The 22,381-nt window shown below is 48.4% G+C and carries 15 protein-coding genes; 8 read left to right on the plus strand and 7 right to left on the minus strand.

From position 1 onward, the window contains the following. Positions 1 to 826 precede the first annotated feature (826 nt). Positions 827 to 2,098 carry a serine--tRNA ligase gene (gene serS / locus G6N79_RS17020; RefSeq protein WP_103905806.1) on the minus strand — a complete coding sequence of 424 codons (1,272 nt, stop codon included), beginning with the start codon at positions 2,096 to 2,098 and terminating at the stop codon, positions 827 to 829. 115 nt (positions 2,099 to 2,213) lie between these two features. Here serS and G6N79_RS17025 point away from each other — a divergent pair, with 115 nt between their 5' ends. Next, a complete protein-coding gene (locus tag G6N79_RS17025) occupies positions 2,214 to 2,756 on the plus strand; it encodes a hypothetical protein (RefSeq protein WP_103905923.1) in 543 nt (180 codons plus the stop codon). Here the strand turns inward: G6N79_RS17025 and tamL are convergent. Next, positions 2,753 to 5,056, minus strand: coding sequence for a translocation and assembly module lipoprotein TamL (gene tamL / locus G6N79_RS17030; protein WP_234993173.1), 2,304 nt, complete (start codon positions 5,054 to 5,056; stop codon positions 2,753 to 2,755). The two genes, G6N79_RS17025 and tamL, sit on opposite strands and share 4 nt — an antisense overlap. Before the next feature lie 51 nt (positions 5,057 to 5,107). Between tamL and G6N79_RS17035 the strand changes: the two genes are divergently transcribed. The 3 genes from G6N79_RS17035 to G6N79_RS17045 are packed head-to-tail and all read left to right on the plus strand — an operon-like array spanning position 5,108 to position 8,369. Next, the gene (locus G6N79_RS17035; protein WP_103905808.1) at positions 5,108 to 5,866 is read left to right on the plus strand and encodes a TrmH family RNA methyltransferase; all 759 of its coding nucleotides are present in this window, start codon (positions 5,108 to 5,110) and stop codon (positions 5,864 to 5,866) included. Beyond that, entirely contained in the window at positions 5,863 to 7,065 is a 1,203-nt protein-coding gene (locus G6N79_RS17040; protein WP_103905809.1) for an MFS transporter, read from the plus strand. Before G6N79_RS17035 ends, G6N79_RS17040 begins: the two co-directional genes overlap by 4 nt. Positions 7,066 to 7,067: 2 nt before the next feature. Next, positions 7,068 to 8,369: an AI-2E family transporter gene (locus G6N79_RS17045; RefSeq protein WP_103905810.1), complete on the plus strand. Its 1,302-nt coding sequence runs from the start codon at positions 7,068 to 7,070 to the stop codon at positions 8,367 to 8,369. A 113-nt stretch (positions 8,370 to 8,482) separates the two neighbouring features. On the opposite strand, the gene G6N79_RS17050 is transcribed toward G6N79_RS17045, so the two are convergent. From G6N79_RS17050 to G6N79_RS17060, 3 genes are all read right to left on the minus strand, one after another. Then, positions 8,483 to 11,419: a DNA polymerase III subunit alpha gene (locus tag G6N79_RS17050; RefSeq protein ID WP_103905811.1), complete on the minus strand. Its 2,937-nt coding sequence runs from the start codon at positions 11,417 to 11,419 to the stop codon at positions 8,483 to 8,485. 135 nt (positions 11,420 to 11,554) lie between these two features. Then, a complete protein-coding gene (locus G6N79_RS17055; protein ID WP_160003679.1) occupies positions 11,555 to 12,424 on the minus strand; it encodes an endonuclease/exonuclease/phosphatase family protein in 870 nt (289 codons plus the stop codon). Positions 12,425 to 12,540: 116 nt separating this feature from the next. Further along, a complete protein-coding gene (locus G6N79_RS17060; protein WP_103905813.1) occupies positions 12,541 to 13,542 on the minus strand; it encodes an endonuclease/exonuclease/phosphatase family protein in 1,002 nt (333 codons plus the stop codon). A gap of 205 nt (positions 13,543 to 13,747) precedes the next feature. Between G6N79_RS17060 and G6N79_RS17065 the strand changes: the two genes are divergently transcribed. Genes G6N79_RS17065 through G6N79_RS17075 form a run of 3 tightly spaced genes read left to right on the plus strand, consistent with a single transcriptional unit; the run spans position 13,748 to position 17,110 of the window. Beyond that, positions 13,748 to 14,929, plus strand: coding sequence for a glycosyltransferase family 4 protein (locus tag G6N79_RS17065; RefSeq protein ID WP_103905814.1), 1,182 nt, complete (start codon positions 13,748 to 13,750; stop codon positions 14,927 to 14,929). After that, positions 14,926 to 15,939, plus strand: a complete 1,014-nt coding sequence (locus G6N79_RS17070) for a lysylphosphatidylglycerol synthase transmembrane domain-containing protein (RefSeq protein WP_103905815.1) — start codon at positions 14,926 to 14,928, stop codon at positions 15,937 to 15,939. Before G6N79_RS17065 ends, G6N79_RS17070 begins: the two co-directional genes overlap by 4 nt. Next, a complete protein-coding gene (locus G6N79_RS17075; protein ID WP_103905816.1) occupies positions 15,920 to 17,110 on the plus strand; it encodes a glycosyltransferase family 4 protein in 1,191 nt (396 codons plus the stop codon). The genes G6N79_RS17070 and G6N79_RS17075 overlap by 20 nt, the downstream gene beginning before the upstream one ends. Positions 17,111 to 17,127: 17 nt before the next feature. Here G6N79_RS17075 and dinB read toward each other — a convergent pair whose 3' ends face one another. Both dinB and G6N79_RS17085 read right to left on the minus strand, forming a co-directional pair. Next, entirely contained in the window at positions 17,128 to 18,318 is a 1,191-nt protein-coding gene (gene dinB / locus G6N79_RS17080) for a DNA polymerase IV (protein WP_103905924.1), read from the minus strand. A gap of 245 nt (positions 18,319 to 18,563) precedes the next feature. Further along, on the minus strand, positions 18,564 to 19,373 hold the full coding sequence (locus G6N79_RS17085; protein ID WP_103905925.1) for an alpha/beta hydrolase: 810 nt from the start codon (positions 19,371 to 19,373) through the stop codon (positions 18,564 to 18,566). A 208-nt stretch (positions 19,374 to 19,581) separates the two neighbouring features. On the opposite strand from G6N79_RS17085, the gene G6N79_RS17090 reads away from it, so the two are divergent. Continuing rightward, positions 19,582 to 22,320 carry a DNA gyrase/topoisomerase IV subunit A gene (locus tag G6N79_RS17090; RefSeq protein WP_103905817.1) on the plus strand — a complete coding sequence of 913 codons (2,739 nt, stop codon included), beginning with the start codon at positions 19,582 to 19,584 and terminating at the stop codon, positions 22,318 to 22,320. Positions 22,321 to 22,381: the final 61 nt, after the last annotated feature.

Below are 22,381 nucleotides of genomic sequence, written 5' to 3' on the forward strand. Positions count from 1 at the left end.
CTTTTCGAGGTTGTATGGGTTAAAAGACGTCTTGCTTAGCCATGCATGAAGCTATTTTAAGATAGCCATGCAACCCCGCAAGGGGTGTTCCTAAAATAGTGACACCCCGATGGGGTTGGATAACGTGTTACATATCCAATTAAAATGATTCCGCTGCCGGCATTTTTTTGCCAAAAGTCCGCCACCGCGCAGCCCATTACAAATGCCTGTCCCTAAAGTTTTCTCCTTTGGACAGATTTTCAACGTTCAACTTTTAGACAAATTTCCACCATGCAACCCCAGAGGGGTTGAACTATTTTAGCATAGCCAAATAACACGCCATGCAACCCCGCAAGGGGTGTAACTATAAATGCCATGTTTTATAACATCCTTATTTTCCAAATATAGACGTAGATATGCACCGTTTTAGGCACAAGTCCGCCACCGCGCAGCCCATCACAAAAGACGTGCGCCAGCACACCCACCAAACTGTTTCTTGAAACCGAAAACCACGCTAGCGCAAGAGTTGTGCGGAAGGCCCGTGCGGTGGATATCTTGTGCTCAAAACATGCCAAGCACACCCACTACACTGTTTCTTGAAACCGAAAACCACGCTAGCGCAAGAGTTGTGCGGAAGGCCCGTGCGGTGGATATCTTGTGCTCAAAACATGCCAAGCACACCCACTACACTGTTTCTTGAAACCGAAAACCACGCTAGCGCAAGAGTTGTGCGGAAGGCCCGTGCGGTGGATATCTTGTGCTCAAAAATCCGTCCCACACCATCATCAAACACCCTAAAACAAAAAATCCCGGAACAGTGTTCCGGGATCTCCTATATCAAAAACGATTAGTCAATATATTCAAAACCTACATACGGCACCAGAACATCAGGGATCTTGATACCTTTTTCCGTTTGGTTGTTTTCCAATAGCGTAGCGACGATGCGCGGCAATGCCAATGCAGAACCATTAAGGGTATGTGCTAATTGTGTTTTTCCGTCCTCACCTTTGAAACGTACCTTTAAGCGGTTCGCTTGGTAGGTCTCGAAGTTAGAGACAGAAGATACCTCCAACCAACGTTGCTGTGCAGCACTGTAAGTCTCCATATCATAAGTCATTGCAGAGGTGAAGCTCATATCCCCACCACAAAGGCGTAGGACACGGTAGGGCAATCCCAGTTTTTGCAACAGGGACTGTACGTAGGTGCTCATCTCTTCCAGCGTCTCGTAGGATTTCTCCGGATTGACGATCTGTACCAATTCCACTTTATCAAATTGGTGCAAGCGGTTCAAGCCACGCACATGGGCACCATAGGAACCGGCTTCACGGCGGAAACACGGTGTATAGCCACAATGCTTGATCGGGAAGTCATCGCTCTTTACGATGGTATCGCGATAGATGTTCGTAATGGGCACCTCAGCCGTTGGAATCATATAGAATTCATCCACCGTCACGTGGTACATCTGCCCTTCCTTATCCGGAAGCTGACCGGTCGCATAAGCAGAATCGGCATTCACCAAAATCGGCACCTGCACTTCGCCATAGCCCTGCTTGGTTGCTTCATCCAGGAAGAAGTTGATCAATCCACGTTGTAGGCGTGCACCCCTACCTTTATATACCGGGAAACCAGCACCTGTAATCTTGGTTCCCAATTCGAAGTCGATGATTCCGTATTTGGCAGCCAATTCCCAGTGCGGCAATGCACCTTCCGGCAATTGCGGTGCGGTTCCGTTTTCCAGAACGACCTCATTTTCTTCCGGTGTCAACCCTTTTGGCACTTGCGTATGGGGCAAGTTGGGCAATTGCAGGAGCTTATCCTGTAATTCCTGCTCCACTTGGGCAAGGTTGTCTGTCAATTCCTTGATTTGCTCTTTATATGTTGCGGATCGCGATTTGATTGCTTCAGCTTCTTCTTTCTTACCTTGACGCATCAGATCTCCAATTTGCTTAGCGGACGAGTTTGCCTCTGCTGCAATAGAGTCTGACTGATTTTGGATCTTGCGTCGCTGCTCATCTAAAGCAATGATCTGATCGACCATTTCGACGTCATTGAAGTTCTTTACGGCAAGACGTTCAATAACATGGTCCCGATTCTCTCGGATGTAATTTAATTGCAACATAAAATGCTATTTTTAATTTATTAACGTGACAAAGATAAGAAGTCATCCCCAATTAATGAACTTCAATTTAAGGAGCGTGATTTTTAGAATGGAGGCAATTTTGTATCATTGCATCATGAAAAACAGATGGATTCTTTATTTATGCCTGAGTATCTTATACTTTTTACCACATGTGGGTACTGCTCAGCAAACCGGCATCAAGGATTTTACCGTCAAAGAAAACCTTTCCCAGAACGGGAAGCTGGCGATCATTGCCGTGGATTCCATCGAAAAAACGGATAATATGGTGAATGGGGACTATAATTTTACCATCAATGGTTTTCAACAGACCTTAAAGTTTACGGATGGAGTCGCCGTTACAAGCAATCCCATTGAATCCTCTACTTTCGTTTACTTCAAGCACAAACGCGCCGATAAAGATCTGGGGAAGGTTTATTTCCTACGCGTTACAGAGAAGGGCATCAACCCTTACAAAATCAGCGGTATGCTATTGATCGCGATTCCGCTATTGATCCTCCTGATCGCCTATATGTTCAAGCGTTTCCTGGTGACTTTTCTGGTACTCGCCGTCGTATATTTATACCTCAGCTACAGCAAAGGACTGGATGTAAAGGAATTGCTCGAAAGTGTGTTCCTGGGGATAAAAGATTTGATCTAGAACGGCATTCCCACACCGAAATTATACTGGATAAAGTTGTATCGATCGGGCCAATGCGTTTCGTAGTAAGTCCGTTTAAAATCCTTCGCATTGAAGAGGTGACGGATCACCCATTGGTCAGAACCTCGGAACTGTGGATCCTTCAGCTTTAACCCGGCATCAAAGCGGATAATGAAATAATCCAGGTCCACCCGCAGGCCAAAACCTGTTCCCAAAGCGATCTGTGACAAAAATTTACTGCCATCGAACTCGCCATCCAGGTTGATCTCATTCTTGCGCATCCGCCAGATATTTCCGGCATCCAGGAATGTGGCGCCATTTAATTTAGCGCCAAAGAAATTGTTCAGCATCCGGAAACGGTATTCTGCGTTGGCTTCGATCTTGATCTCACCCAGCTGATCCAAATTCCGCAGATTCAGGCGGATATCCTGCTCGGTAGTCTCCCTGTTGTAACCTCCAGGACCCAATGTTCGCGCCTGCCAGGCACGGATGCCATTCATACCGCCCGCAAAGAAGCTCTTCTCAAAAATCAACAACTCCTTGTTGTTCCCATAGGGAACAGCGACACCGGAATTCAATCGGAAAACTAACTGTCGGTTCCCACCGAGGAATCTATACCAACGGTAATCCACCTCCCCTTTCACATATTGCAGATACGGCACACCGAACAACAGTTTTTCGCCATTATCATTTTCTTTGAACTGCAGTACGTTGCTTAGCAAGCCCAACATATTCCCGCTCATATCCACAGCACCACGGAAATAACTGAAATTATCTTTCGTGGTCAGTTTAGGAGCATTGTAGGTAAAGGCATACTGTGCACCCAATCCGAAATATTGCCTATCGTTACTGCGTACATAGAGTGCATATCCCCGATCGATCAAACTCTGCCGAAATTCGTTGTTCAAACGTCCATCACGGTATTCGATCACCACGGGGGTCAGGCTGTGCATTTTATTCGGTGCCTCATACCAGAGGTAATTCAAGCTATTGATCCAGTAGCGATTGGCATAGGTCTGGTCCTGAAAGAAGAGCTGCAGACTGGAGGAGAAGGTTGTTCTGGGCAAACCATAGCGGCCCACACTGCGGACAGGGAACGGCGTAAGCAACCTCGGAAAGGAAACATTCACACCGATCTGAAAATCGTTGTTGAAGATCTTATCGCTCAAACTTCCCGGCAAACGGGAGTCGAACAGCACCCCATAGCGTGCTCGAACCTCAATGGTCTCCGAACCACCGAAAACATTGCGGTGGGAAAACGTGTTCCCCACATTGAACCCACTCATTCCCGAGCTGAATGTAAATTCACCTTCGATCTGGTTGCTCATCGCAGCGCGCGGCACCAGTGCATAGTGTACATCCAGCTTCGCGGAATCCTTCTTCTCATAATTGATCTTTACGGAACGGAAACCGTTCATTTCATAAAGCCTATCGTAGGACAATTCTTCATTCTTGATATTGAAGCGCTGCCCGGAACGCAGAAAGGCATACCGCGCCAAGGGGCGTAGTTTAAACTTTCCCGTTTCGTCGGTATAATAAATCTTGGCCTGCTCACTAAATCTGGAGCTGGTTGATTTCTTGAGGGATGGATCGGCAGCTTCTACGGTGAGGTAGACACTATCGATGGTATAGATCTGGTGTTTACTGGAATCGGATGGGTTGGCGACCTGAATTTTCAGATCAGTTTGGTTTCCCTGGCCTAATGTATCGATGCCGACACGCATATATTGCCTTAAATAATCATAATAGCCTTCTTCACGCATTTTTGCGTACATACTTTCCCGTTCGGCATATAGATCGGCAGCGTCGTAGCGCTTACCGCTTTTTATGGTTGATTTTGGTACGACTTGGCCCAGATAGATGACCTCTACCGCTGGATCATCCACAGTTCTGTCGATGTCCTGGATCAGGTATGGATCACCGAGTTCGGCCTGAAACTCAATGCGGGCCTTTTTCTTCTTGAAGGTGACATGCGGAGATACTTTTGCATTAAAGTATCCTTTGGTCTGCAGGAATCGCTCAATCTGCACTGCAGAAAGCTCGACGACCGCAGAATCCAGAATGCGGGGTGGTTCACCTACGTTTTTGATGTTATCTTTTTTATATTGACCATCCCGCGTATTGAAGAGGTTATAGATGGTCAGGTAGAGGGGTGAATTTGGACGGATTTCATTGGCCACATATAGCCCTGCTGATTCCTTCAATTCGGGGGTAACACCGGAAAGATCAACGTCCGTCACCAAGTACTGCTGATCCTCCAGGTACTTTGCCGATCGGCAGGACGCAGAAAATAGCGACAAAAACGTTATACTTGCAAAAAATAATAAACTTCTTTTTTTTACTTTCATCCTATGTTGTCAAAAGCCCAAATCAGTCTTATCACGTCATTGCAGCATAAAAAGTTCCGCAGCCAGCATCATCTCTTCGTTGTAGAGGGCATCAAATCTGTCCTGGAATTCATGGAATCCGCCTACAAGATAGAAAAAATATATGCGACGGTTGAGGCCGTTGCAAAATTGGGGAAAATCCCCGAAAATATAAAACTTGAAGAGGTTAGTGCGCAGGAGTTTGGAAAAATAAGTTCGCTGAAAAGTCCACAGGGTGCTCTAGCACTGGTGGAGCTACCGCAATGGGATGAATTAACCCAAAAGGATCTCCAGGGAAAACACAGTTTGTTATTGGACGACGTACAGGATCCTGGCAATCTGGGAACTATTATCCGCACGGCAGAATGGTTCGGTATAGCACACATCATCTGTTCGATCGGTACGGTGGATGCCTTCAATCCGAAAGTGGTACAGGCCACCATGGGCTCCCTCTCACGAATCAAGCTGCATTATGTTGATATTGAAGCCTTCATGGCCAGCAACAGCTTGCCGATTTTTGGCGCCTTACTGGAAGGGACATCCATCTATGCCCATGATTTTGGCAAGGAAGGTCTGATTATGATGGGAAATGAGGGCAACGGCATTCGCAAGAGCCTCATTCCACAGGTGACCCAAGCCGTAACCATCCCACGTATCGGAGCCGCCGAATCCTTAAATGTCGCTGTCGCCACGACCATTTTCTGTTCCGAACTGGCAAGACAGCAATTAGCGAAATCTGAATGAACCTGGTCGATAACGAAGAACAACAACAGCCTTTATATACCCTGCAATTCGGTTTATTGTGCTTAAGCTCGCTGCTGTTTTCAGCAAGCTTCAACATGATCATCCCTGAATTGCCCAATTATCTATCTTCCCTGGGTGGAGCAGCACACAAGGGGTTAATCATTGCCCTATTTACCTTGACAGCGGGTATTTCCCGTCCTTTCAGTGGGAAGTTGACGGATAAATGGGGACGTGTGCCGGTTATGGCAATCGGCTCCTCGGTCTGTGTACTCTGTGGATTTCTGTATCCCATTCTCAGTTCCGTTGCCGGATTTTTCCTATTGCGGCTGATCCATGGTTTCTCCACGGGATTTAAACCCACAGCTACCTCAGCATACATTGCCGATATCATCCCTTCCTCGCGCTGGGGTGAAGCGCTGGGCATGCATGGCTTGTGTTTCAGCATCGGGGGTGCCGTTGGTCCAGCAGTAGGCAGTTATATTGCGTTGGACTATGGCCTCAATGCCATGTTCTACAGTTCATCCGCATTTGCCTTCCTCTCCATTATCATTGTATTCAACATGAAGGAGACCCTGAAGGACCGCAACCGGTTTACCAGTAGCATGTTGCGGATATCCAGAACGGACATCATCGAATTACGCGTCATTCCCGCTGCCGTTGTTACGCTCCTATCCTATACAGCGTATGGCGTAATCCTGACGCTGATCCCCGATTGGAGTGAACATTTGGGTATCACCAACAAGGGACTTTTCTTTACGGCCTATACCGTAGCCTCCATTGGCATACGATTTGTTTCGGGAAAAGTAGCCGATCGGTATGGTCGGATTTCGGTCATGAAGGTCGGTTTGGTCATCATTGCGATTTCCTTGCTCTTTCTAGGTTTCGGCGATAGTATCGCCCTGCTGGTGGTCGGTGCATGTATCTATGGAATCGGTACAGGAATCTTCTCCCCTGCGGTGAATGCCTGGACGATTGACCTTTCCCTTCCGCAATACCGCGGAAAGGCGATGGCGACTATGTACATTGCCCTGGAAGCGGGAATCGGTGGAGGAGCACTGGTTGCCGGCTATATCTACCACGATGTCATCCTGCGGGTGCCTTATATTTTTTATGGTAACGCCATTGTGATCGTATTGGCATTTTTATATATCTTATATTGGAATTCGAAACAAAAGAAAAAAATAACTGTTAAAGGATAATTATGGAAAACAAACAAACCAAAAGGCCCTATTCCTTTGAATTAGCTTCAACACTACTGGCATTGGTCCTGATCATTGCGCTGATGTACTTCACGCAAAGTGTCCTACTGCCGCTTATATTCTCGATCCTGATTTCCATTTCCCTTTTCCCTTTAGCACGTTTTCTGGAAAAATTACGCCTTGGCAAAGCCTTTTCAGCCATTCTGGCCGTTATTTTTGCCATCGCAATTATCTCGGGGATCTCTTGGTTTATTGTGTATGAGAGTATCATCATCGGGAAGGATGCCTCTTCCATTACGGACAAGGTACTTTCGGTGTTGGAGAGTGGGCAGAAATGGCTGGAAACACAGTTTGGTATAGGCCGAACAGAGGTATTGGAAAAACTGCGTGAGCAGGGCGAAAAATCATTGGAGAATGCAGGAAGTATGCTCGGTAGTACCTTTGGGTCAATTGGTAATACATTAGCATCCGCCATCTTGGTGCCCCTGTTCAGTTTCTTCCTTTTATATTACCGCGATTTCTTCCGTGAGTTTTTCTTCAAAGCATTCAAGACCACCGCACAGCATAAAGTCAATGAAGTACTTAACAAGATCTACGATGTCGTGCAGAGCTACTTGGTTGGTTTGGTGACCGTAATGGGTATCGTGGCGGTATTGAATACCGTAGGATTGATGCTGATGGGCATTGAATATGCATGGTTCTTTGGATCCTTGGCGTCCCTGTTGATGCTCTTGCCGTATATCGGTATTGCCATCGGCTCGATTTTGCCTGCCTTATTCGCACTTGCGGTAAAGGACAGCGCTTGGTATGCAGTCGGTGTTGTTGCTTGGTTCCAAGTGGTGCAATTCCTGGAAGGGAATATCATTACGCCAAATATCGTGGGCAGTAAGGTCAGCATCAACCCGCTGATGGCCATCATTGCCATCTTATTGGGTGGTATGCTCTTTGGCCTTTCCGGATTAATCATCGCCCTTCCTTTCGTGGCGACCCTGAAAGTAATCTTCGATTCCATCCCGAGTATGGAAGCCTTCGGGTTCCTGATCGGCGAACCGGAAAAAGAACACCTCAAGCGCAATTCGACGCAGGAGCTGCTGATGAAATGGGGAATCGTGCGCACGCCAAAGAACAAGAAGAAAATCAAAATGGATGTGGATGTGCATATCGATGAGAAAGCGAACGAGCCAAAGACGGAAGTGTCCTATAAGGAAATCAATGAATCCGAGGAGCTGCCCTACAAAGATCTGAAGCAGGATAAACCGGAGGATAAGGGTAATACGGATAATACGAATAATAAAACCGAATAAGGTTCAACCTATAAACGGAATATGCAGCGTCATTTACCGCTGAAAACACCGATTCGATCCCGAGTGCCAATTGGTCCTCGGGATCTTTTTTGAAGACCATGGTGCAGGTCGCCCTACAGATCTTCATGCAGTCTGAAGCCCAGTTTCCGCATACTGAGTACCTCCACACTGTACACGCCAAATTCTTCCATGATACGACCATGCAGCTCATAGAACCCGGCTCCCTGGAAAGGGTACTGCCGAAGGACAGGCGGAAAGTGGACCGTATCCAGCCAATCGCCATCGGCATCCAGAAAAGTTCCAAAGCACATCCGCTCGCCCTTGATGGTGCGGGTCTCCTTCAGGGTCACCATACGCCCGACCATCTTGACCTGCTGCCCCAGGCATTGCTCCATATCCCGGACATATTTCGTTCCCACCAAGTATCGCTTGTCCAACAGTTCGTAAAAGTCGCCTACAACGAAGCCCAACAGATCCAATTCATCCTTCAGGTCCTCCAATCGGTTCTCCTCGAAGACAGGCAGTGAAAACTTAACCTCCTCGGTTTGGAATAGCGTGACGGGCAACTCCTTCTCGGTACGCTTGTTTCGGAAGTTGGCCTCCCAGAGTAATGTTTTCTTGTCCAGCCCCGTGAAGCGTAGGGCGCCGATACGGATCAGGATATTCAACTGTTCCGGCGCAGGGTGCAAACGCTGCAGCACATCGTTCAGGCTGAGGTACGGCCCGTTCCGCTCGCGCTCATCCACAATCGCCTGTCCAAATTCCTGCTCTAGCCCCTGCAAGTGGATAAACCCCACATACACCCGGTCGCCATGGATATTCGTCAGGTAGTCGCTATAATTTAGGCAGGGCAGCTCCACGGTTCCCCCGTTGCGGCGCAACTCGTGAAAGTAAAATTCCGTCCGGTAGAAACCTCCAAAGTTATTGATCACCGCAACATAGAATTCGCAGGGATAATAGGTCTTCAGGTACAAGCTCTGGTAACTCTCCACCGCAAAGGATGCCGAATGTCCCTTGGCAAAGGAATAGCCACCGAAGCTTTCCATCTGTCGCCAGACCTCCGCGGTAATTTCCTCCGGATAGCCCATCTCGCGGCAGTTCGAAAAGAACTTCTCCCGCATCAGCTCAAACTTGTTCTCCGAACGGTACTTTCCACTCATCGCCCGACGCAGGATATCCGCTTCCTCCAGGGAAATCCCTCCAAAATGATGCGCCACCTTGATCACATCCTCTTGGTAGACCATGACACCAAAGGTTTCCTCCAGCAACTCCTTCATCTTGGGGTGCAGGTACTCCACCTTATCGCGGTCGTGATACCGCTCGATATATTGCTTCATCATGCCCGACTGCGCAACACCGGGACGAATAATGGAACTCGCAGCAACCAGTGTCAGGTAATCCGAACATTTCAGCTTCCCCAGCAATTGCCGCATCGCCGGACTCTCGATATAAAAACAGCCGATCGTATCCGCCTTCCGGATCATCTCCGCCAACTTCGGGTCGTCCAGCAACTTATCCACCTGATGGATATCGATATGCTTGCCGCGGTTTTGCCGCACCAGCTCCAGCGCATCCTTGATATGCCCGAGTCCACGCTGGCTCAGGATATCAAACTTGAACAGCCCCACCCGATCCGCCTCGAACATATCCATATGCAGCGTACGGAACCCCTTGGGCGGCAATTCCAGCACGCCGTATTGATTCAGGGGCTCCTCGCTGATCAGAACACCGCCGGCATGCACACTGATATTCCCCGGGAAGTTCAACAGCAGTGCACCATATTTCTGAATCCATCGTTGGATCTTATCCTCGGCATTCCACTCCCGCTTGCGCACCAGCTCATCGATCTCCTCCTTCGGCAATCCGAATACCTTCCCCAACTCCCGAACAATGGCACGCCGTTGAAAGGTGCTGTACATCCCCAAAAGGGAAACATGCTGGTGGCCATAACGCATAAAGAGGTATTCGAAGATCGCATCGCGATCTTTCCAGCTGAAGTCAATATCAAAATCGGGCGGTGAGGTCCGGTTGGGATTTAGGAACCGCTCGAAATAGAGATCCAGTTTAATGGGGTCGACGTCGGTAATCCGTAAACAATAGGCGACCACCGAATTGGCACCGCTGCCCCGACCGACATGGTAAAAACCCTGCTCATTGGCATACCGCAACATATCCCAGACGATAAGGAAATAAGCGTTGAAACCGGATTGTGCAATGATCGCCAATTCCTTCTCCACCCTTTCCATGGCCTGCCGGTTCTTCACGCCATAACGGATCTTACAGCCTTCGACCGCCAGCTTATGCAGCAACTCCCGATCTCCTTCCACACTGTGGCTGAAATATTTCCTGTTCTTATCGGCGTGGAACTCCATCTCGATCGAACAACTATCCAAGACCTCCAATGTCTTGCTGATAACGGACGGAAACCGAGCGAATGCCGATACCAACAATTCCTCTTCCACAAATACCTCCTGCTCTCCGGCATAATCCTCTTTGGTCAATTTGGACAACAGGGTGTTCTTCGCAATCGCACGTAGGATACGGTGGAGATCGTAATTGGTCTTGTCCTGATAGGTCACCGGTTGCAGGATCACCCAGCAGTTCGCCTGTAGGGCTTCCCGCCAACTCAATTTATTCAGGTCTTCCTGTTTCAGGCCAATCAGTTCGCCTGACTGCAGGCTATCCAGAGCGGGATGGTCCTTGAAAACATAGATCACCCAGATATCATCCAATGGAAAGGGCGGCCGTTCCGGAAAGGGCATCTTCCGCTGCTTGTATTCCGAAAGGAAACGGTGAATCAGCAACAGACCGGCGTTGTTCTTCGCCAATAGAATATAGCACAGTTGATTTTCATTGCGCACCTCCACACCGAGGATAGGCTTGATGCCCACCTCCCGACACTTCAGGACAAAATCCCAACAGTCTGCAGTGCTGTTGATATTCGTCAAAGCCATCGCCTTCACCCCCAACTGCTGCGCACGCTCCACCAGATCCTTTGTAGGATAGGTCCCATAGTGAAAACTAAACCAGGTCTTGCAATTCAAAAACATATTGCAAGATTAGGAATTATTTGGCTATTTTGCTAATATTTTTAGTATTTAACAACGAGTAATAAATGTATTTTTCTAATAAACAAAGAGTTAACAACAATTCGTAGTGAACAGTTTTATGCTAAATAAAAATCATTACTCTTCCCAGATCCATTCGAATTGCATGGAAACAGCCAAATGATCGGAAAGTGCATAACCATCGGCATTGCGGAAATAATCCAACTCGACCTGATAGTCGATAGGGTTGAACTTCAGTTTGTCGCCATTTCTGAAAAAGATCTTATCGAGACTTTCGGTATCGTTGTTTAAGCTCAACATGTGCTGGGCGAGGAACTTTGGAATGACTTCCGGGAAAACGCCTTTGCGGTAGTATTGCACCCACCCGTCGGTCAAGCCGGTGGTCACCAGGAATTCATGAAGATTATCTTTCTTGAAGGCGTAATGGGCATTGAAATCCCCCATGACGATTAACGGTCTATTTTCGGAATGTTCCAGGATGTAGTTTGCCAATTGGCGGATATTCTCCCGTCTTGCGCGGGCGGCGCGACCATTGTCGCTGGAATTGGCATGTACATTATAGACATCCACAACCACCTTATTGGCCAGTTGGATCTGCGAATAGGTAAACCCTTTCACCGTCCAACAATCCGGACCGGAACAGTGCCGCCAGGGAATGCGCTTATAGGAAATAATGGGAAATTTAGACAGGGTATTGAGGCCATCGCCAACGGGGATCTTGCCCTTGGTATCCGTCCGGTATGGATGTTCATTTTTGGAATAGAACGAGGTGTTGTAATTGAAATCCTCCTGTACATTCACGATATCAAAGCGATGTACCTTTTCGCCAATTTCGGCGATACTCACTTTTCGGGGCATCTTTGCAGCGGATATCCCTTGGGGAAGTCCCGCAATATTGTAGGTGAGAATGGAAATCTTTCCCTGAAGCAGGTTGTCCTCGGTCTGTTCCTCATTCGGAAAGTCTACAGCAATTAATTTATTTTTCATGCCCTTGAAAATAAATAGCAAAACAATAATTAACGCTGCAAGAATTAAAAGTATGGTCATTGATGAATTTAAATAATAAACTACATTAAATCGGTTGGTTCATTGCTGGTTCAAACTTAAGGCGTGGCCCCTTCAATTTCCTCTGCACTGTCGAGCAGCTCCCATTTCATGGTCAGTGAAATGGCGCAATGATCGGATAAAGGCTGCCCCTTTTCATTGGAGAACATCGCCTGTTCCACTTGGTATGTTTCGGGATGCATGATCAATGCATCGGTATTTCGGAAGAAAATCTTATCGATGCTTTCGCAATCGTTATGGACCTCCAGCGCATGGGAAGCAACAAAGTTGGCCTGATGGTCGGGAAGTTTTCCCTGGTTGCGCAGCACGACCCAAGAATCGGAAAGGCCAAGTTCCGCTTGAAAATCACGTACATTATCTTCTGCAAAAGCATAATGGGCATTGAAATCCCCCATGATGAGAACGGCCCTGTCCTTAGATTTTTCGTGAATATAGGCTGCTATCTGCTGTAAGTTCTTCTTCCTTGCCGCTACCGCACTGCTGTTGTTTTGCGCAGTAGCGTGGATGTTGTACACATCTAAAGTTACTGATTTCGTCAATTGAATCCGCGAGAGACTGAATCCCTTGGGCGTGAGGCAATCGCTCCCACTGCAATCCTTCCAGGCCACACGGTCCGTAAAGAGAATCGGGTATTTCGAAAGCGTGCTCAAGCCATCCCCGAAAGGAACACCACCCATACTCTCCGTACGGAAAGGATGCGTATTCATGGCGTAAAATTCCGCGTTATAATTGAAATCTTCCTGTGCATTGACAATATCAAATCCGCTTACCTGCTCCCCAATCCGTTCGATGCTCGAGGAACGCTCGGTCTCGGCACTTGAGATAATGGCCGGAAGACCCGCGATATTATAGGTCAGCAGCGACAATTCGCCCGAGGTGGCATCTGTCAGCTCCATATAGGCTGCAGGATGATTCGACCGCGAACCCTGACTGCGCTTAAAACTGAATAACAAAAGGACCAAAATAAAGAGGGACAAACCGCCGATAAATCTGAAATTCCAGGCTTTACTTTTTTGAGGATAAGGAAGGTTGATTAACATATCTCGTTCATTGCACCTATAGCAAAAATAAGTTTCCGCCTTTAACCCAATTTTTAATTATCATTAAAGGTTTGTTGAGTTAATGTGTAGGAGATATTAACAGTTTACGGATAGTAAACAGTTCTATCATAAATACTTAACATTAAGTTATCAATTACTACATATCGGAAATCTAATTTTAGCAATTAGACAAATTGCTGATAGAATGAAAAAAGTCGCTTTTTTTTCGGAGATCCTTATAGAGGACTTCGATGGAGCATCTAGAACCATGTTTCAGATTATAAACCGGATAGACAGCAGCTCTTTTTCCTACCTCTTTATTCACGGAAAAGGTCCCGATAAGGTCCAATCACACCAAAGCTATCAAGTTCCTACCCTACGGATTCCCATCAATGAGGATTACAGTTTTGCGGTACCACAATTGACAAAGGCCAAGCTGGAAGCGGCCCTCGATGAGTTCCAACCGGATGTGATCCATATCGCGACCCCCTCTCTGCTCGGGTTCTTCGCCTTAAAATATGCGAAGCGTAAAAACATACCGGTCATAAGTATCTACCATACGCATTTCATCTCCTATATCGCCTACTACCTCCGGAATCTCAGCACGCTGATCCGTCCGGTGGAATATTGGATGCGCAAGGCCATGCTCCGCTTTTACAACAGCTGCCAGAAGATCTATGTTCCGGCCCATAACATTATGGAAGAGCTGAAAGAGATCGGCATACATGGGGACCGCCTGGCGCTATGGCAGCGCGGGATCGACCTCAACCTGTTCAACCCCGCGAAAAGAAATCCAGCCTATATACAGTCCATCACCCATAACCAAAAACCCAATATCCTGTTTGCGAGCAGGTTGGTATGGGAGAAGAACGTACAGACGTTGATTGCGATCTATCAGCAGTTGAAAAGGTCCGGTGTGGATTGCAATTTTATCGTTGCTGGCGATGGCTCGGCTTATGAGGATGCACGGCAGCAGATGCCAGAAGCATTTTTCCTGGGCAAACTCAACCACGGTGAGCTTTCCAAGCTGTATGCCTCCTCCGACGTATTTGTCTTCACCTCCACTTCGGAGACCTATGGGAATGTGGTCATCGAAGCCATGGCATCGGGACTTCCCTGTGTCATTGCCAATGGTGGCGGAAGTGCCAGCCTAGTGGAGCACGACCTTAACGGGTTCAAGTGTACCCCGAACAATCCGTTGGAATATGTGTACTACATCGACAAGATCCTGAAGGATGAGCGCGTGAAGAACCGCCTGCAACACGAAGGTCTTGCCTATGTGCAGCAATTGGATTGGACAAGTTTGGCCAATACCTATTTCGCGGATATCTGTGCACTGTCGCGTGCCCCAATGAATACCCTGAACTGGGCCAGCAACGCATCATGAGCAAGAAAACCCTGAAGGTCGTCCTTGTCCTGATCATTGTTGGCAGCATTGCTGTTTTCCTTTACAACACGGATCTACAGGCTACAAAGCAGGAGCTTCATACCATTGGGGGCAAGTTCTTCTACCTGCTGGGCATTACCTTTCTGGCGTATGTCTTCGGGACCCTATCGTGGTATGCCTGTTTGGGCGAAGGCCGGAAAAAGATCGGTATCCTGCAGCTCTTTGCCGTTCGTCAGGTGGGCGAAACAGTTGGGCAGTTCAACCCGACCAGTGTGGTCGGTGGGGACCTCTATAAAGCAGAGCTCCTGAAGCCTTATGGCATGAGGAAGGAGCTGGCGCTGCAATCCGTTGCCACCGCCCGGATCACGATCGTCCTATCCCAGATATTGCTGTTGCTGTTTGCCTGCGGTTGGCTGTTGGGGACTGATGCTGCAACGAACCTGCCTCCATCCATGAAGTGGGGAGCCTATGGCATTGTAGGCGTATTGATGGGCATCAAACTTTCCTTTCTCTATTGGTTGATGTTCAGCAAAAAGAATCCAGCGCCTGCGGCTGAACACCCCAGCTCGCTGTTCGGCAGGTTGCGCTATCAGCTACAGAAACTGTTGGCCGATATCCGCACAGCCTATCGCCAGAGTCCGAAGCAGTTCTGGCTCTCGTATCTGCTCGCGGCCATCCATTGGATCATCGGAAGCCTTGAGTTCTACCTGATCTTGATTTTTCTGGGCTTTGCCGTCACACCTCTGCACGGACTCCTGCTCGACATGGGCGTCATCATCTTTAAGAGTGCAGGCGCCTTTGTGCCGGGTCAACTCGGTGTGGAGGAGTTTGGCAACAAGATGATGCTGCAACTGATCGGCATCGCCGCGGGCAGTGTATGGATTTCCGCTTCTATACTCCGTCGGTCCAGGCAGTTGTCCTGGCTGATCATCGGGTTTATCCTTTATCTTTTTTTACGAAAAAACACACAGGCCAAATCGGCTTTTAGCAATGGAAATATTATTTGTTAGTCATAAATATCCACCTGCGACGGGCGGCATGGAAAAACAGAGCTTGGAACTTATTGATGGCGTTGCGAAGCACTGTAAGGTTCACCGCTTGGTGTACCGCAAGGGCGAGGACAACCTGTTGCTGTTCTTCCTGCAGCTTAACAGGAATATCTTGCACCTGCTGAAAGAAAATCCAGGCATCCAACTGATCCATTTCAATGATGGCCTCATCGCTGCGCTTGCCCTATTCCATAAGGGCTACGCCCATATCAAACGCGTCGTTACCCTACATGGACTGGATGTCGTTTTCCCGCTGCCCTATTTTCAGCAATACATTTTGCCGAAGTTCAATCGGTATGACCAGCTCATCACCGTCAGCAGGGCTACAGCGGAAGCGGCTATCCTCCGCGGTATTGCGCCGGAAAAGATAACCGTCGTTAAGAATGGAGTCGACCACGGCATGGCTACCCCCAGCCCGTCAACTCTCGCTGAACTTTCCCTATTATACCCTGTACTGCTCAAGCATAAATCGTACATGCTGACCTTGGGCAGACCCGTGAAGAGAAAGGGCTTCTCGTGGTTCCTACGGGAAGTCGTGCCCACGCTCCCACCCGATTTCCACCTCCTGATGGTCGGGCCTTTTGAGGCCAGGAAAAGCCTGACTGAAAGGCTATTGGGTCTTTTACCCCAAAAGCTCTACCATCTGCTGACCCTATTTCTGGGATACCCCTCGGATCAGGGAGAAATTCGGAAACTGCTAAAACAGGGGCACCTCCAGGATCGGGTGACCCATCTGGGGAAGGTCCCTTTTGCACACCTGCATACCTTATTGGCACATGCCTCCGCTTTCCTGATGCCCAACATCAAGGTTTCCGGTGATATGGAAGGCTTCGGATTGGTCTGTCTGGAAGCATCCCTTTCCGGCACGCTCGTCCTCGCAAGTGATTGCGAGGGTATTACCGATGCCATCCTGCCCTATAAGAACGGTCTATTGCTCCCTGCCGGCAATGCACGGGCCTGGAAGGAACAGATAGTTAAGGTCCTCGAAGATCCTGCTTTCTTTAAACAGCGGGCGCTGGAGTTCCGCGACTATAGCCGCCAACATTATGGATGGGAGAAAATGGCGCTGGATTACGTGCAGGTTTTTCAGGATATAGTACAAGAGGAAATCAATGTGCGGCAGGTCGGTTAATACCCTGCCGAAAGGCTTTAAAAATGGGGCGATGCGGCTTTGCCCTGCACCTTATTGACGGATATGGCCCGTTTTATAGCCTCATCCCCAAAGCGAGCCCGCATGGCATCCATCGCTTGGTAGAGCTTCACCGCTTCTTCAGTATCCTCGAACAGATTGATCTGCTGCGACCCCTGCACCAGGTGACTGAACCGCACCCCAATCAGGCGTACCAACATCCGTCGGTCATACAGTTTCATGAACAGCTCCTTCACCCGCTTCAACAGCACCGCATCCGACGCCGTATACGGGATTACCATTTGCTTACTTACCGTATCAAAGTTGGAGTACCGCAACTTCACGGTGACACAACCCGTCAGGCGCTCCTGTTTGCGCAACTGAAAGGTCAGCCGCTCGGTCATCCGTACCAGCTCACTGTGCAGGAACTGTACATCGATGGTGTCCTGCTGAAAGGTTTCCTCCGTTCCGATGCTCTTCTGCTCCGAATAGGGCACGATCGGCGAAGGATCAATGCCATTGGCCTTCCGCGACAGTTCGATGCCATTCTTGCCCAGCAGATTCTGCATCATCGGCACGGGGATCTCGCTTAAGATCTTGATCGTCCGCACCCCCATCTGCATCAACAGCATACTCGTCTTTTCCCCAATCCCCGGCATCCGTTGGATCTTCAGCGGCGCCAGGTACGAACGCTCCAGCCCATGCTCCACTTCCTTCCGTCCGTCCGGCTTGGCATCGTCCGTGGCCACCTTACTGATCAGCTTATTCGAGGCCAGCGCATAACTGATCGGCAGCCCGCTCTCCTTCCTGATCTTATCCTTCAGCTCCATCATAAACTGGCTGCAGCCAAAAAAACGATCCACACCCGTCAGGTCCACATAAAACTCATCAACACTGGCTTTCTCCATCACCGGAACCGTATCCCGAACCACATCCGTCACCACCCGCGAATAATAGCTGTAACTATCCATATCCCCCCGGACAACGATCGCATGTGGACACAGCCGCAACGCCAATTTCATCGGCATGGCGCTGTGAACCCCAAATTTCCGCGTCTCGTAACTGCAGGCAGAAACAACGGCGCGATCACTCATCCCCCCCACAATCAGGGGCTTCCCTATAAATTGGCTGTTCTTTAAACGCTCCACACTCACAAAAAATGTATCCAGGTCCAAATGAGCCACAAACCGCTTATTATCAAACAATTCCATAGCAATATGCATTTTCACTACATCAAAATTACTAAATATTTTAGTAATTTAAAGCTATTAAAACATCAAAAAAAGGAAATACGCTATTCCCCAGCGCTGGAGCTCGTTGGGTGTCGAGCAATGTTATAAATATAAATGACCATACTGCTGATCAGTATGGTCATTTTGTATCATGTAGCGAACTCGAATAATTGACTATCGAAGGTGTATAAATGCTAGGCAGATTACCTTTTAGGGTTGTAAATTTATTTTGTCTTTTCCAGGCGCGTAATTTCTTTCACCAACAGCGGAAGTGCGGGATAGACCATCCCATGGTCATAGCCATCCAATTCCAGCAGCTTGATCTGCGGGTGACCGACGATCTTGAGCATCCGCGCCAGATACGCATTCTCCTCATAACGGCCTACCATTTCCAACTCCCGATCGCCCGTAATGAGCAGAATCGGCACCGGACTTTTTCGTACCCAATACAGGGGGGCCAAGGCATCAACAATAGGCTGGTTGACGTCGATACCCTGTTCGGCACGAGCGGTAAAATGGGTAATGCACTGGGCACTGAAAGGTACAGCAGCCATCAGGTCATCCGCATCCAAGCCTACTTCGGACAGGTACCTTTTGTTCAGGGCGAGCATTAGGTTGAGGTATCCCCCTGCGGAATGCCCCGAAAGCACAATCTTCTTGGGATTGCCACCGTATTGCGCGATATGCTGGAAGGTCCATTTCACGGCCAACGCCGCATCTTGAATGATCTCTTCCACCTTGACATGAGGCGATAGCCGATAACCGACGCCGATCACGGCAATCCCCTGCTCCTTCAAGTAAGCAGGAATCTCTCGCTGACCACCCGTAAGCCCACCACCATGGAACCACAGTACGGTTACAAAATCGCGTTTGCCGTTCGGTACATAGATATCCAATTGGCAGCGTTCCTGCCGGTAGGCATCCGCACCAGCTGGCGCATAGGAAATATTTGCCTTCAGGGTATATCCTTTTTCCTGAGCGGAAGTAAGACCAACAACAAGGATAGCAAAAAACAAAAGCAGGTATCTTTTCATGATATGTGACGTGAATTCCTTAAAAATAAGCATTTCTGTGATTAATCGGAGGATGCTATCCATTTCACCTCCAATTCCGGGCCGGAGGTTGAAAAAAAGAGAAGCGAAAGCAAGCACGCAATGGGTCGGGTAAATAAAATGAATTTTGTATTTTTACGAGGTTTGCGGAAATCGAAGCCGCAGTGCCACCAAAATATTACGAAATTACATGAGCGACGAGATCAACTATACAGAAGAGAATAACGACTCGAACCCAAATCAAGACCAACAGAGCAATACCATCCCCCTATCGGGACTCTATGAAAACTGGTTTTTAGATTATGCTTCTTATGTGATATTGGACCGTGCGGTTCCACATATCAACGATGGCTTCAAGCCCGTTCAGCGCCGTATTCTCCACTCCTTGAAGGAGATGGACGATGGACGGTACAACAAGGCGGCGAATGTCATTGGGAACACGATGAAGTATCACCCCCATGGGGATGCTTCCATCGGGGATGCCATGGTACAGATTGGGCAGAAGGATTTATTGATCGACTGCCAGGGAAACTGGGGTGATCCCATCACGGGAGACTCCGCTGCGGCACCCCGTTATATCGAGGGGCGTCTCTCCAAGTTTGCCAATGAGGTGGTCTTCAATCCGGACACCACGGATTGGCAACTGAGCTACGACGGCAGGAACAAGGAACCTGTCACGCTTCCCGTCAAATTCCCCTTGCTATTGGCACAGGGCGCGGAGGGAATTGCGGTCGGATTGGCGACCAAGATTATGCCGCACAACTTCATTGAGCTCATCGACGGATCCATACAAGTCCTGAAAGGTGAAAGACCAGCCATTTACCCCGATTTCCCAACGGGTGGTATGGCCGATGTTTCGGCATACAATGAAGGGCAGCGCGGTGGAAAGATCCGCGTACGTGCGAAAATCGAAGAACGCGATAAGAAAACCCTCGCGATTACGGAAATCCCTTTCGGTACCACAACAGGTGGGCTGATTGACAGTATCGTATCGGCGAACGAAAAAGGAAAGATCAAGATCAAGAAAATAGAGGACAACACAGCCGCCAATGTGGAAATCATTGTGCACCTCGCACCTGGTATCTCTCCGGACGTCACCATCGATGCACTCTACGCATTCACGGGCTGTGAAACATCCATTTCTCCCAATACCTGCGTGATCAAGAACAATAAGCCTCATTTCATGAGCGTGAATGATATCTTGATCGAAAACACCAAGCAGACCAAGAGTCTCCTGAAACAGGAACTGGAGATCCGCTTGAATGAATTGCAGGAAAAGATATTCTTTAGCTCGCTCTTGAAGATCTTTATTCAAGAAGGGATGTACAAACATCCGGATTATGAAAATGCTGGCGATTTTGATACCGTTGTGGAGGTGCTGAACCGTTTGTTTGCGCCATTCTTCGACCAATTCTACCGCCCAATCCTTCCGGAGGATTACAAACGCCTGATCGACAAACCCATGAGCAGCATCACGCGCTTCGACGTGAAGAAAGCAGATGAGATGATGAAAGCCTTGGACGATGAGATCAAGGAGGTTCGCCGCAACTTGAGAAACCTGACGGAATACAGTATCAAATGGTTCGAGTATATCCGCAGCAAGTACAGTAAGGGCCGCGAGCGTAAAACGGAGCTCCGTGTGTTCGACCGGGTGGAAGCGACACAGGTCGCTTTGGCCAATGCCAAACTGTATGTCAACCGGGAGGAAGGTTTTATCGGTACCAACATGAAGAAGGACGAACTTGTGGGCGATTGTTCCGATATTGACGATATCATTGTATTCCGAGGTGACGGAAAATACTCCGTAGTGAAGGTTCAGGATAAGATTTTCGTCGGGAAGGACATCATCCACGTAGCCGTCTTCAAGAAAGGTGATGAACGCACCGTATACAATGCCATTTACAAAGATGGTGCAACCGGTACAAGCTATATCAAACGGTTCTCTGTTACTGCCGTTACCCGTGATAAAGATTACGATATCGGCAAGGGCAGCAAAGGAACCAAGATTCTATATTTCACTGCCAATCCGAACGGAGAGGCCGAAGTTGTGAACATCCAGCTTAAACCCCATTCAAAACTCCGCAAGCTTACATTTGACATGGATTTTGCGGAAATTGCCATCAAAGGGCGTGCCTCGCAAGGGAATATCGTCAGCAAATATCCGGTGAAGAAAGTAACCTTCAAAAGTGCAGGTGTCTCCACGCTGGCCGGACGCAAAATCTGGTATGACGACATCCTGAAACGCCTGAATGCGGATGACCGCGGTCGATTCCTGGGTGAATTCGATGGGGATGACAAAATATTAATGGTTCTGAACGACGGTTCCTATGAGCTGACCTCCTTCGACCTGAACAACCATTTTGATGAGCGCATGATCCGCTTGGAGAAATTCACGCCGGAACAGGTTTATACCGCGATTCATCAGGATGGAAAAACGGGCACCTATTACGTGAAGCGCTTTACCTTCGATGATATTCCAGTAGGCAAGCGAACACGTTTCCTTGGCGAGGAGAGCAAATTGATTATCTTGACCAACAACGATCAGCCAGTTGTTCACCTGGATATCCTGAAAGGGAAATCGCAGACCAAAGAACAACAGGAACAGGATCTGACGGAGATCGTGGATGTAAAGGGCATGAAAGCACAGGGCAATCGCCTGAGCTTCCACACGGTACAGAAAATCAAGTTGCTATCCGAAGAGAAAGATCTATCGGTAACACCGGAACCAACAGCAGGTCCGGAGAATCAGGCCAACGATACCCCTGAAGCGGCAACTGACGGACCGAAGAAAACAACAGATAAGGCGAGTGAGCCTGCTCCATCGGCCAGCGATATCTCCTTTGAGATCACAAACCCCGATGATGTGCAGATCGACGACAATGGACAGTTGGGCTTATTTGGCGGAAACGAAGAGGACGAAGAAGGTTAATAACTAACAACAGCTAAAAAAAATTTGCCCTCCGAATACTTCCGGAGGGCATTTCCACAAT

This window comes from Sphingobacterium lactis (genome assembly GCF_011046555.1).
In the GTDB taxonomy this organism is placed as follows: Bacteria; Bacteroidota; Bacteroidia; order Sphingobacteriales; family Sphingobacteriaceae; genus Sphingobacterium; species Sphingobacterium lactis.

Excerpts from the sequence above, each read along its gene's own strand:
- serS (WP_103905806.1), bottom strand. The coding sequence starts at position 2,098 with ATGTTGCAATTAAATTACATCCGAGAGAATCGGGACCATGTTATTGAA.
- G6N79_RS17025 (WP_103905923.1), top strand. The coding sequence starts at position 2,214 with ATGAAAAACAGATGGATTCTTTATTTATGCCTGAGTATCTTATACTTT.
- G6N79_RS17035 (WP_103905808.1), top strand. The coding sequence starts at position 5,108 with ATGTTGTCAAAAGCCCAAATCAGTCTTATCACGTCATTGCAGCATAAA.
- G6N79_RS17040 (WP_103905809.1), top strand. The coding sequence starts at position 5,863 with ATGAACCTGGTCGATAACGAAGAACAACAACAGCCTTTATATACCCTG.
- G6N79_RS17045 (WP_103905810.1), top strand. The coding sequence starts at position 7,068 with ATGGAAAACAAACAAACCAAAAGGCCCTATTCCTTTGAATTAGCTTCA.
- G6N79_RS17050 (WP_103905811.1), bottom strand. The coding sequence starts at position 11,419 with ATGTTTTTGAATTGCAAGACCTGGTTTAGTTTTCACTATGGGACCTAT.
- G6N79_RS17055 (WP_160003679.1), bottom strand. The coding sequence starts at position 12,424 with ATGAAAAATAAATTAATTGCTGTAGACTTTCCGAATGAGGAACAGACC.
- G6N79_RS17060 (WP_103905813.1), bottom strand. The coding sequence starts at position 13,542 with ATGTTAATCAACCTTCCTTATCCTCAAAAAAGTAAAGCCTGGAATTTC.
- G6N79_RS17065 (WP_103905814.1), top strand. The coding sequence starts at position 13,748 with ATGAAAAAAGTCGCTTTTTTTTCGGAGATCCTTATAGAGGACTTCGAT.
- G6N79_RS17070 (WP_103905815.1), top strand. The coding sequence starts at position 14,926 with ATGAGCAAGAAAACCCTGAAGGTCGTCCTTGTCCTGATCATTGTTGGC.
- G6N79_RS17075 (WP_103905816.1), top strand. The coding sequence starts at position 15,920 with ATGGAAATATTATTTGTTAGTCATAAATATCCACCTGCGACGGGCGGC.
- dinB (WP_103905924.1), bottom strand. The coding sequence starts at position 18,318 with ATGGAATTGTTTGATAATAAGCGGTTTGTGGCTCATTTGGACCTGGAT.
- G6N79_RS17085 (WP_103905925.1), bottom strand. The coding sequence starts at position 19,373 with ATGAAAAGATACCTGCTTTTGTTTTTTGCTATCCTTGTTGTTGGTCTT.
- G6N79_RS17090 (WP_103905817.1), top strand. The coding sequence starts at position 19,582 with ATGAGCGACGAGATCAACTATACAGAAGAGAATAACGACTCGAACCCA.